The following is an 11,057-nucleotide window of genomic DNA, read 5'->3' as shown; positions in this document are numbered from 1 at the left end:
TAGCAATTGTTTTTCCACCTTCAGTCCCCTCTAAATATCGTCTTATCGCTCGTATTTTTTCTTTTGAAGAAAGTTTAGCCATTAAAAAGTGCACCTCCGATTGTTAGACTGTGTCTAACAATCGGGGTGCACTTCAAAATAAGATGGCTTTTACTTGTTAGTCTATCGTTTCAACTTCACGTGGATTATTCATCTCTTCAACATACACAACTCTAAATCCATGATCTTCTAAATCCTTTAGCAATGTTTCTAATTCACTATCTTCAAACTCTTCTCCCAATGTAAACATTATTCTACGTACTAATAAAGCATCATTATCAAAAGTCATTAAGCTTTGAATACCAGTGTATTTCTTTAGCACTGTCGATAATTTTTGAATGGCCCCATTATAATCTTGTGTTCCAATCATGACAGAATATTTACTAGAATGGACTCCCCATGCATCTTCTAATAACTCAAAAACTTTTTTATGCGTTAAAATCCCCAGGAAAACTCCTTTTTCATCAACTACTGATAAATAAGGTAATTTTTTTATTGTAAAAAATACTTTAAAGAACGAAGAATCTTCTCTCACATATCCTTCTTTATCATTTAATATTTGTACTACACTCTCTTCAAGTGAACCTTTATATTCTAAAATATCTACTTTATATATATTCCCTAAGTATTTCTCTTTTTTTTCATCTAAAACTGGTACACAACGATACCCAGTTTTATTTAAATGCTCCAGTGCTTCCCCTATCGTAATGGAACTTGAGCAAAATAACACTTCCCTTTTCGGCACATAATTTCCTTTAATCCTCATAAACAGCCTCCTTATGTTAAAATACTTTCTGTGCCATAACTATATTATATTTTCAGAAAAAAATAAATGATTTATTTTACTTTTCTGAAAATTATTCATTTTTTCGTCATAATTTATTCATGAATCATTCACTTGTACTCTCTTCAGCATCAAAAATCCCTTCTGAATTCTGGATCACTTTACTGCATCATTGTACGGACCTAATTGCTTTTTAGAAAAACAATGATTTGTCTCCTTACTTTTCATTAACATATTTCCTTTTATAATTAAAAAATAGGTTGCTACTAGAAAATAGATCAGCCCTAATATCCAATCCAAATTTGTAGCTAGATTGTGTAAAAGAACATATCTCATATATGCATAACCAATCGGAACATGTAGTAATACAACCGCACCTAATCCCGGATTGTATATTGTTTTAGCTTTTATATTTGCAAAAATACCATGCCATATGAATTGAAAAAACCCCATTAAAATAGGTGCCATCCCAAGCCATATTATATTTTGAAAGAAAACCGGAAGTAAATAAAAAACATACGCAATCAAAATATTTATTACCATAGCAGATTGCGTATTTAATGGATAGCGATCTGGTATATCACTTTTAAATATAACTACATTAAACAGACCAGCGAAATAACCTGGCCAACGATACTCTTCAAATTGATGCACTAAAATGGCTACAAAACTTAACGCTAACAGTACTTTTATTTCACTTATTTCTCCCAAATTCGCGACTAAACAAACAACGACAACAATAGCCACAACTAACCCTATATCATACCAATGCTTTCTAAAGAAACTAACCATCTCTATCACCCACTATCTCAATTTTTATAAAAATAGCGTTCAAATAGGAAATCAATCTGTTTTTCTATAGGCAGTACTCTTATATCTGCTCCTGATTCAAGAATTGGCATCATTAATGCTGGAAGAAAAATGGATCCAAATATTTGCACTGTCATCATCATTAAAATTTCCTGATCCGCTTCATTTGTTATTTCGCTCAAAATATTCTTCACTTTACTAAAACCTAGCCTCTTCAAAAAATCTCCATATTCGTATTGAGATGTAAATACCGTAGTTCCCATTGCAATAATCTTCCTGACTAACTCAGGATATTGCCGAATTACTAGTACATAATCAAATAAAAATATTTTTAATCTTTCTTTCGCTGGTACTGTAATATCATCTAAAATAGAAAAAGTGCCTTGGAAGCTAATTAACAAAACTTTAATCGCCTCACTAATCAACTTTTCTTTTGAACCAAAATGGTAATTTACAAGCGCAATATTTATATCTGACAATGATGCAATTTTCCTTATCGTTACCCTTTCAAAACCTTCGTTTTTAATTAACTCCAAGGTTGTATTTAAAATCTTTTCTTTCGTTGATATGTTTTCATTTCCCCCCAACTTATCTCCCCCTCTAGAATTTATCGATTAAACAATGATTTAAACGCTGTTTAACTTTATGGTATCACTTTCCAATTTAAAAAATCAATTTAATCCTTTCGACATTTACCTACATTTCTTTTCATTCATCCCATACAAAAAACGTGAAAATGCTAAACTGTTCACGTTTTTTGTATGGATGCTGTTATATACCCTCTCCTGCTTTATATCCCCACATAAAATAAATTTCTAAAAATAATTTAAAACTATCCATATACCAATAGGTAAAGAAAAATATATTGTAACTTCCCCTGAAAAAAGCTAAAATAAGAATAAGAATTTTCTGAATATTCTAAGAGTAGGTGATTGTATGTCCTTATTGCGCTCACATATATGTAAATTTATAGTCGGTGTTTTGATTATTTTTGTCATAAGTCCCCTTCCAGCATTATTCATTACACATAATTACTCCTACTTAACTGGATTTGTAAGCATTTTTCATAATTTAGCACAGCCTTCTTCCATTTCAATTCCCACAATTGATTGGATGCATGAGCCTATCCTTTTCTCAGCAAATCAGCTTGTACATACACAAAATATACTACATACCTCTAACCATTCGTCACCACTGTTCCCCTACATATGGGAAATATATTTTTTATCAATCGTTCGTTTCACATTCACTCTTGTAATCGGTTTCTTTATAAGTCTAGGAATTGGCCATCTATTTTTAAAAGCACCAAACTCATTAAAAAAGTGTAGTTCTTTATTTCGCTGGATACCGTATTCTTTTGGCACTGTGATATTACAATGTTCAGTCCTATTATCACTTCTCTACATATCTAAATTCATAAAGTTTCCTTTCTTCTCTTCTTTTATCATCGTATGTAGCACTTCTATGATAATCGTTATGCAAGCAATTAAAAAATGGCTACCGTTCTTAAATACTACTAATGAATACGAAATAAAAAATTCATCTTTCCTTGTTGATACGTTATTTATTGCGCTTACTTCCAATCATAAATCTATTTTGAGTTCCATTATTCTTTCATTCGTTTTTATGGAATGTATTTTTCATACAAACGGACTATTACAATTTATCGTCCAATTTGGTAGAAATGCACCTATAGTTGTCACAATTGGTTTATTACTACTTTATATTCCATATAGCATCTTATCGTTTCTCCAAGCTTTATGGACAACAAACCATTCTAAACAAAACACGTATACTTTAACTAGAAGTATTTCGAAACCATAACATAGAATAACCGTCTACTTAAATTAAAAGTAGACGGTTATTCCTATTATATAGAGGACAAAATAACAGCAAATTAAAAAACTACTATAGAAACCTACCATTATTTACCCATTTTCTTTGACTAATCTTTTCATTTGGATTTATTATAAAAGTATAACATAATTACAGGAGGTGACATCTTTATTCCAAATTAGGAATAAAGAACACACTTGGACATATTAAATATTTTTCTCATCTTTATACTTATCCTTATTTCTGGTTTTTTCGTTGCTTCAGAATTCGCTGTCGTAAAAGTACGAAAAAGTCGAATTGACCAGCTTGCTAATGAAGGTAATAAACAAGCATTAGCTGCAAGAAGCGTTTTATCTAACTTAGACGTTTATTTATCCGCTTGTCAGCTTGGCATTACTATCACCTCTTTAGGACTTGGTTGGCTTGGTGAACCAACTGTGGAACATTTACTGCGACCACTATTTGAAAAAATCAATATTACTGGAACAATGGCTAACACGTTATCCTTTATTATTGCTTTTAGTGTGATTACTTTTTTCCATGTTGTATTAGGCGAGTTAGTTCCTAAGTCTTTCGCAATCCAAAAAGCTGAAGCAATCACATTAAAATTTGCAAAACCGCTTATTTTATTTGATAAAATTATGTATCCGTTCATTTGGCTTCTCAATAGTGCAGCTATATTTTTCACAAAATTACTCGGTTTAGAGCCTGCGAAAGAAAATGAACTTGCCCATTCCGAAGAAGAACTACGACTCATTTTAGGTGAAAGCTATAAAAGCGGCGAAATTAATCAAACCGAATATAAATATGTAAATAATATTTTTGAATTTGATGATCGTGTTGCTAAAGAAATTATGGTACCTAGAACTGAAATGGTTTGTTTATCTACTGAAAATACGTTAGAAGAAAATATGAAAATCGTTGCAACTGAAAAGTATACACGTTATCCTATTATTGAAAAGGATAAAGATGATATTATCGGAATGATAAATACGAAAGAGATTTTTCATAATCAAACAAAAGGCATTTACAAACCACTTGATGCCTACATACATCCTGTTTTAACTGTATTTGAAACAGTTCCCATTCGTAAAACGTTAATACACCTCCAAAAGAACCGCGTACAAATGGCGATTGTTATGGATGAATACGGTGGAACTGCTGGCCTTTTAACGATGGAGGATATTCTTGAAGAAATTATCGGCGAAATTCAAGATGAATTTGACGCAGACGAATCACCGATGATTGAAAAGCGTACTCCTAAGCTTACTGTTTTAGATGGGAAAGTACTCATTTCTGAAGTAAATGATATGTTTGGCCTACATATCGATGAAAGTGACTTAGATACAATTGGTGGTTGGCTTCTCTCTCAAGCAATTGATTTAAATATTGAAGCTGGCTATTCAGTTGAATATGATGGTTTTCAATTTAAAGCATTAGAACTTGATGGGCATCAAATTAAAAAGATTGCTGTACATAAATTAGATACTACAAAGGAGTTATAAAGTGACTGTTTTACTAACAATTTGTATCATTGCTTGTTTCATTGTTTCATTTCTTGCCTTTATATACCCCATTATCCCTGGCATCCTTGCCGTATGGGCTGGCTATTTCATTTATCATTTTGGAATAAATGGCGGAGAGTTAACGACATCTTTTTGGATTATTCAAGTCATTTTTACACTCTTCATTTTCGTTGCTGACTTTATTGCAAATGGATACTTCCTAAAAAAATACGGTAGTACAAAATCGGGCGAACGTGTTGGTATGGTTTCTATCATTGTCGGATCGTTCTTCTTCCCACCATTCGGGCTTATTATCATACCGTTCTTATCTGTATTTATTACGGAACTAATGCATAAAAAGGCGCCAAAAGACGCCCTTTTAGTCGGAATTGCAACTGTAGTCGGTTTTTTAAGTAGTACAGTAGCCAAAGCCATTCTCCAAATCATTATGATTATCATCTTTGTATGCTATATCATTTTTTAGCCATCCCTATTTTGGGATGGTTTTTTAATATGAAATACCTACTCGACTTTTCTCGTATAAGCTTTTATTACGTAAACTCCATGTAAAATGAGCTGTATCACCAACTGTGATTTTCGATCCATCTGTTGGCAACATATCTTTTTCCGTTCGATATACACCAGTTACATCACCGTCTATTAAATGCGTCGGACAAACAACAGTCCAACATAGTTTACTATTATTCAACGATTCATAAGCAGCTAAGTGATCTTCCGCAGCTGTTGTCATTTTTCTTTTCGATTCTTTTGATTGGAAACGATATATACTTGGATTTGTTCGCGCTTGTAAAATACCAGCAGTTCCTATTGTAACAATTTTCTTTATGCCCTCTTCTTCCATTTGCTTTATAATAATCGGTAAACTCTTCTCTAACGTCCCATTTCGATCAGTTCCAAGAGCACTAATTACAATATCACATCCTTTAATTGCTTCCTTTATATCATCTCCGCTTAATACATTTCCCTTAATAACATGCAACCTTTCATGCTCTGTTTCCACTCTACTCAAATCACGAACTAATACCGTTACTTCATATGAATCTTGTAATGCCAATTTCATAATTTGTGATCCTACTCTACCTGTCGCTCCTAATATGCATACTTTCATATATTATCCCCTCTTCAGTTCTTTCTCTCTATTTTTCCCTAATACATACAAATATACAACAAAAAAGCTTCCTCGTTTATGTGAGGAAGCTCTATTATTTATTTCTTTTCTTTCGAATCAGAAGACTTGTCTGTTCCGCTTGTTTCTTTATCTTTCTTTTCATCTTGCTGTGAAGTTGTGTCATCCTCTTTCTTTTTATCCCCATCTTTACTACAACCTACCATTAATAAAGAACTTGCAAGTGCCATAGCAGTTAATGACTTAACCCATTTGTTCATTTGCGTTTCCTCCCTTTGATAGAATATGTACAATCCCATATTACTCTTTTTTTTTAAAGGGAAGATTTAAAAATAGTAAAGATACAGTAAACTTTTGTAAATTTTCAGATAACATAACCAATCTTTAATCCTCCCATTCTAATTAGACATAAAAAAACTAAGGCGCCTTTCATTCCACCTTAGCTTTTCACGCGAATTTTTCACTTTCATATACATGTTTAATCTTATATTCCTTCTTCACAACATATTGCCAAACACTATAAGCATAACGATTCATTTTCACAAAACAATTTTCCAGAAAAGAACGAAACTCCGGGTTCGCAACTTCTACTGCCACTTGAGCAAACTTTAATGCTAATCGTTTCAAATGTGTAATATAACAAATAGCAATCCCAATATCCCCTGTATACTCATTATCTGTTTCCCTATCCATTTCAGTAAATTCCGGCCACATTTGTTTACAAGTTATATGTTGTATATTTTCTCCTTCTTGAAAATTCACTTGTTCATTATATGCTTGTAACATATACGGCAAATGATGCTGCAAAATATCTTTTAATTCTTCATCTCGAACCTTGCTCGTGTATTCTCCAACTTTATATATAAGTGTGTAACTATATGTCATCAATTCTTTCATACAATCCATTAAAGCGCCTCCCTTCCTATTTCATCTCTATACTATAAATATGATGCGATAACATTTGATATTCTTGCTAGAAACCAATCCCATCTACTAATTTTCTCAAAATCTTCTTCAGAAAATCGTTTTGATTTATGAAAGTCTTCTTTTAATCGACTCCAGACGTCAGCAACGACTGTCTTATCATATATGAAACAGTTAGATTCGCTATTTAAGTAAAAACTTCTATTATCAAAATTTGCTGTACCAATATCAACCATTTCCTCATCGATGATTGTTACCTTCCCATGAAAAAATCCATTTCGATATTGATAAATCTCCGCTCCAGCATCTAACATGTCTTTCAAATAAGGATAGGCAGCCTGTTTTAGCAATACTGCATCACTTTTAAATGGGACGAGGATTTTTACATGGACACCACGATTTAATGCATCTTTCAGCCCCTTCACCATTTCTTTACTCGGTACAAAATATGGTGTAGCGATAATTAAAGAATGTTTTGCCTTCTTTAAAAACGCTCCATACTCCTTCCATAAACCTTTTCCATTCGAAAATACGTATTGATATTTTACATTTCCTTGTACAGGTAACTCTTGGTGTATAGGCAACTTTTCTCCCGTATCTTCTTGCCAATCTTCCGCAAACTTCCGTTCCATATCAGTAGCTCCATTCCCTTCGATGCGTACATGATAATCACGCCACGGACCAAATTTAGGATCCTGTCCAAGATATTCCTTTCCGATATTGAAGCCACCAATGTACGAAACTTTCCCATCTATAGTAACAATGCGTCTATGATTACGTTGATGCAAAGAATAAAATAAGTTTTTTAATTTAGGTTTTTTACTAAATGTAAACTTCACGCCTTTTTCTTTTAATTGATTAATTATTTTTTTCTTAAGCTTATATCCGCCAATGCGGTCTACTGACAATTTCACATCTACTCCGCTAGATGCTTTTTTCTCTAATAACTGTAAGAATTCTTTACTTACCTCATCTTTACCCACAATATAAAAATGAATATATACATTCTTTTCTGCACGATTTATATCCTCAAATAAGCTTCTATATAACTCATCACCGTTCGTATATACTTGAAAATCCCCTGATCGGATTTTTTCTAATTCATATCCACTAGCCATTTTCTTCCCCATTTCCACATCAACGTTCATCCATATGAATACACCTATAAAACAAATTATTACAATTAAAAAGTGCTTCATGGATACGTTCCTTTCTCTAACTACTGTTATTCCTATATCTTTCCTTTTTTAAAACATTATCATACAAAAAATATGTCATTGCATGATATACGTCCATATCAAACAGGAGCTCATCTGCATATTGTATGTTGTATCTTAAAATAAAAGGAGGAAATAACAATGGGCTTCGCACATGGTAATGGATTTGCGCTACTAGTCGTATTATTTATCCTCTTAATTATCGTCGGTGCTGCTTGCTTCTGCTAAGCAGTTATTGTAGTACGATATGGGGATGAAAAAACTATAAAAGCGGACACCTATTTTTAGGTGTCCGCTTTTCATTTCAAAAATCTCCTAACCTATTACAAAATAGTACCACTAGGAAAGTATTTTACATCAAAAAGTTAGCAGTGTAGCTACCTTCTTACTCTCTGCCTTACGAATATGGCGCTGTTCTGCACGTAACACAGCAATTCGATGCAATTCTTTCTCCTCTTCTGTCTCAGGGATAACACGCGGTACAGGGACTGGATTATTCTCCTTGCTAAGCGCAACAAAAGTAACGAATGAAGTTGCTGCTACACGTTTTTTACCTGAAATTAAATCTTCTGCTACTACTTTCACAAATATCTCCATAGAAGTTCTTCCCGTCCAAATTACGAAAGATTCATAACTAACACAATCTGAAGAACGTACTGGATGTAAGAAATCTACCCAATCCATAGACGCTGTGACACATTCCATTCTCGAGTGTCTCGTTGCTGAAATTGAAGCAACCATATCCATCTCCGCCAATATCTTTCCACCAAATAGCGTGTTATGATCATTTAAATCCGTTGGAAATACTCGACTCGTTTTAAACACCCTTGATTCATTAGCTGTTTTACCCTTTACTTCAGTCATTGTTATCACCCCTTTAATTATTTATCCCTAATATCCCAATATACACTACAACTCATGAACTACACGTTTAATATTAACAATTTTTAGAACTTTTAGTCCATAAAAAAGAACCGATTTTATCAATCGGCTCCTCTAAATACATATTGTTCTTTCGGCTGTTCAACTTTATTCCATTTCGTTACCTCTAAAACAGGAATATTTGCATGGAACGGCTGATAAAATTCAGTTGAAATTTCTCCCTCTATCTGAATCCAATCATCATTTTTCCACTCTACACCTTCTGGTTTTTTAACTAACATACCATATACACCCGAATCCGCTACACAATGTATAATACCGAAACGGAATAAGAAATATTGTTCCTTTTTAGAAGAATCATCTCGGAAAACAAATCCTTTATAAGACAGGGTTTTACCAGTAAATTCACCAGGATAATTATAAATTGTCTCCATACCCTTTAAGAAATCTTCATCTTTTAAAGTGATATTATCTTTCGTAACAAACTCTTTCTTCCCTTTTTCCATTACACCACGGTATCCTTCTTTCCCGTAATAAATGCTCGTGTCAGGTCTTAGAAATTGCCTTGTCATAAATGGATCTTTACTTTCTGCTTGCGCTACTGGAAAATGGAATCCCTTCGCCTTAACAATATCGGAATCTAATGTTGCAATTGGGAAAAACAATCCTGTAATGATTGGAAAACAGAATAACGTGTAAGAAAACACTTTTTTCCACCATGTATTCTCATCTTTCGAATGATCATGCCCACAATGACTATGATCACAACTACAATCATGTTTCTCTTTTTCCTTTTGGTGCTCTTTTTGGAAAACGATAATAATTTGTACAATCGTTAAGAAACCTAAAATAATAGCAGCAGTTTTTGATAAATAGGCGTACTTCATATTTATATACTTCGTAATGTTACCGGAAATATGAAGCTGTCCAATTAAAATTGTAAAGCCTAATAATATATATGCTCGAAACATAACCTACCACCCCATCGCATAAATGAGTAGTGAGCTTGCATAAACAACAAGTGTAACTGTAACCGTCACAACAATTACAAATTTTGTTTTAAATGTCGCAAGCATCATAAACATATTTTTAATATCCACCATCGGTCCATATACGAGAAACGCGACAAGTGACGCTGTTGAAAATGTACTTTGGAACGAAGAAGCAATAAATGCATCCGCCTCTGAACAAAGTGATAAAATGAAAGCAAGTCCCATCATTACAGCTGATGAAGAAAACGGACCTTGTCCAATAGCAAGCAATGTTGAAGTTTGTACAAACGTTTGAACTGCAGCAGCAATTAACGCTCCTAACACTAAGTATTTTCCCATTGAGAAAAATTCCTCAACAGCATGTGTACATACATCCCACATTTTTGTACGTAACGGACGCTTATGATTCACTTCTGGGAAGTGATCATCTCTTAATTGATGTTCTTTAAACATAAATGATAATATAATTCCAACGATAATTGCTACGATAATCGCTACAATAGAACGATACCATACCATGTGCATACTACTTCCAAAAGCAACATATGTTGCAAATAATACAACTGGATTAATAATCGGTCCAGTTAACATAAATGCAATTCCTGCATAGGGTGGAACCCCTTTTCCGATTAATCGTCTTACAATCGGAACAATTCCACATTCACATCCAGGAAACATCATACCTAAAAAAGTAGCTAATAAAACAGACAGAAATCGGTTTTTAGGCATCCATTTTGCCACCATATCTTCTGTCACAAACATTTGAATGAATCCTGAAATAAATACACCAATTAGCACAAAAGGAAGTGCTTCGATTAATATTGAGATAAAGATTGTATTCATTTGCAGGAATGCTTTCGGTAATTGAAACAATTCCATGATGTATTTCCTCCAACTTTTCATTAACAATATGTAATTTTA

General features: G+C 33.2%; 14 protein-coding genes. 4 read left to right on the top strand and 10 right to left on the bottom strand.

The genetic code is table 11. The annotated features are described in order from the left end of the window. Nucleotides 1-157: 157 nt before the first annotated feature. The 3 genes from cbpA to ABH957_RS09090 form a co-directional block, all read right to left on the bottom strand. Nucleotides 158-805 carry a cyclic di-AMP binding protein CbpA gene (cbpA, locus tag ABH957_RS09100; RefSeq protein WP_002012458.1) on the bottom strand — a complete coding sequence of 216 codons (648 nt, stop codon included), beginning with the start codon at nt 803-805 and terminating at the stop codon, nt 158-160. Nucleotides 806-979: 174 nt separating this feature from the next. Further along, a complete protein-coding gene (locus ABH957_RS09095; protein ID WP_002086041.1) occupies nt 980-1,624 on the bottom strand; it encodes an HXXEE domain-containing protein in 645 nt (214 codons plus the stop codon). Nucleotides 1,625-1,632: 8 nt separating this feature from the next. Beyond that, the gene (locus tag ABH957_RS09090) at nt 1,633-2,220 is read right to left on the bottom strand and encodes a TetR/AcrR family transcriptional regulator (protein ID WP_404443186.1); all 588 of its coding nucleotides are present in this window, start codon (nt 2,218-2,220) and stop codon (nt 1,633-1,635) included. 349 nt (nt 2,221-2,569) lie between these two features. Between ABH957_RS09090 and ABH957_RS09085 the strand changes: the two genes are divergently transcribed. From ABH957_RS09085 to ABH957_RS09075, 3 genes are all read left to right on the top strand, one after another. Continuing rightward, nucleotides 2,570-3,457: a hypothetical protein gene (locus tag ABH957_RS09085; protein ID WP_404511016.1), complete on the top strand. Its 888-nt coding sequence runs from the start codon at nt 2,570-2,572 to the stop codon at nt 3,455-3,457. Between the two features lie 209 nt (nt 3,458-3,666). Further along, entirely contained in the window at nt 3,667-4,974 is a 1,308-nt protein-coding gene (locus tag ABH957_RS09080) for a hemolysin family protein (RefSeq protein ID WP_113938292.1), read from the top strand. 1 nt (nt 4,975) lies between these two features. Next, nucleotides 4,976-5,458: a DUF456 domain-containing protein gene (locus ABH957_RS09075; RefSeq protein ID WP_000217328.1), complete on the top strand. Its 483-nt coding sequence runs from the start codon at nt 4,976-4,978 to the stop codon at nt 5,456-5,458. 24 nt (nt 5,459-5,482) lie between these two features. On the opposite strand, the gene ABH957_RS09070 is transcribed toward ABH957_RS09075, so the two are convergent. The 4 genes from ABH957_RS09070 to cls all read right to left on the bottom strand — a co-directional run bounded on the left by ABH957_RS09070 (nt 5,483) and on the right by cls (nt 8,244). Continuing rightward, nucleotides 5,483-6,103: an NAD(P)-dependent oxidoreductase gene (locus ABH957_RS09070; RefSeq protein ID WP_404443191.1), complete on the bottom strand. Its 621-nt coding sequence runs from the start codon at nt 6,101-6,103 to the stop codon at nt 5,483-5,485. A 98-nt stretch (nt 6,104-6,201) separates the two neighbouring features. Next, the gene (locus ABH957_RS09065) at nt 6,202-6,381 is read right to left on the bottom strand and encodes a hypothetical protein (protein ID WP_002065008.1); all 180 of its coding nucleotides are present in this window, start codon (nt 6,379-6,381) and stop codon (nt 6,202-6,204) included. 187 nt (nt 6,382-6,568) lie between these two features. Next, on the bottom strand, nt 6,569-7,027 hold the full coding sequence (locus tag ABH957_RS09060; RefSeq protein WP_404443194.1) for a spore coat protein: 459 nt from the start codon (nt 7,025-7,027) through the stop codon (nt 6,569-6,571). Nucleotides 7,028-7,059: 32 nt separating this feature from the next. Further along, nucleotides 7,060-8,244 (bottom strand): cardiolipin synthase, encoded by a 1,185-nt coding sequence (cls, locus tag ABH957_RS09055; protein WP_404443197.1) that lies wholly within the window; start codon nt 8,242-8,244, stop codon nt 7,060-7,062. Between the two features lie 159 nt (nt 8,245-8,403). Between cls and ABH957_RS09050 the strand changes: the two genes are divergently transcribed. After that, a complete protein-coding gene (locus ABH957_RS09050) occupies nt 8,404-8,490 on the top strand; it encodes a YjcZ family sporulation protein (RefSeq protein WP_000505094.1) in 87 nt (28 codons plus the stop codon). Nucleotides 8,491-8,619: 129 nt separating this feature from the next. Here the strand turns inward: ABH957_RS09050 and ABH957_RS09045 are convergent, their stop codons facing one another. The 3 genes from ABH957_RS09045 to ABH957_RS09035 form a co-directional block, all read right to left on the bottom strand. Next, nucleotides 8,620-9,126, bottom strand: coding sequence for an acyl-CoA thioesterase (locus tag ABH957_RS09045; protein ID WP_002012448.1), 507 nt, complete (start codon nt 9,124-9,126; stop codon nt 8,620-8,622). 119 nt (nt 9,127-9,245) lie between these two features. Continuing rightward, nucleotides 9,246-10,115, bottom strand: coding sequence for a TIGR03943 family putative permease subunit (locus ABH957_RS09040; RefSeq protein ID WP_002012447.1), 870 nt, complete (start codon nt 10,113-10,115; stop codon nt 9,246-9,248). 3 nt (nt 10,116-10,118) lie between these two features. Further along, on the bottom strand, nt 10,119-11,015 hold the full coding sequence (locus tag ABH957_RS09035) for a permease (RefSeq protein ID WP_000418719.1): 897 nt from the start codon (nt 11,013-11,015) through the stop codon (nt 10,119-10,121). Nucleotides 11,016-11,057 lie beyond the last annotated feature (42 nt).

Source organism: Bacillus sp. RC242, assembly GCF_044908245.1.
In the GTDB taxonomy this organism is placed as follows: Bacteria; Bacillota; Bacilli; order Bacillales; family Bacillaceae_G; genus Bacillus_A; species Bacillus_A mycoides.
Note: the sequence above shows the minus strand (reverse complement) of the source record. Positions and strands in the feature narration are given on the sequence as shown.

What these genes read in the sequence shown, in the direction of transcription:
- cbpA (WP_002012458.1), bottom strand. Translation starts at nt 805, where the DNA reads ATGAGGATTAAAGGAAATTATGTGCCGAAAAGGGAAGTGTTATTTTGC.
- ABH957_RS09085 (WP_404511016.1), top strand. Translation starts at nt 2,570, where the DNA reads ATGTCCTTATTGCGCTCACATATATGTAAATTTATAGTCGGTGTTTTG.
- ABH957_RS09070 (WP_404443191.1), bottom strand. Translation starts at nt 6,103, where the DNA reads ATGAAAGTATGCATATTAGGAGCGACAGGTAGAGTAGGATCACAAATT.
- ABH957_RS09065 (WP_002065008.1), bottom strand. Translation starts at nt 6,381, where the DNA reads ATGAACAAATGGGTTAAGTCATTAACTGCTATGGCACTTGCAAGTTCT.
- ABH957_RS09060 (WP_404443194.1), bottom strand. Translation starts at nt 7,027, where the DNA reads ATGGATTGTATGAAAGAATTGATGACATATAGTTACACACTTATATAT.
- cls (WP_404443197.1), bottom strand. Translation starts at nt 8,244, where the DNA reads ATGAAGCACTTTTTAATTGTAATAATTTGTTTTATAGGTGTATTCATA.
- ABH957_RS09050 (WP_000505094.1), top strand. Translation starts at nt 8,404, where the DNA reads ATGGGCTTCGCACATGGTAATGGATTTGCGCTACTAGTCGTATTATTT.
- ABH957_RS09045 (WP_002012448.1), bottom strand. Translation starts at nt 9,126, where the DNA reads ATGACTGAAGTAAAGGGTAAAACAGCTAATGAATCAAGGGTGTTTAAA.
- ABH957_RS09040 (WP_002012447.1), bottom strand. Translation starts at nt 10,115, where the DNA reads ATGTTTCGAGCATATATATTATTAGGCTTTACAATTTTAATTGGACAG.
- ABH957_RS09035 (WP_000418719.1), bottom strand. Translation starts at nt 11,015, where the DNA reads ATGGAATTGTTTCAATTACCGAAAGCATTCCTGCAAATGAATACAATC.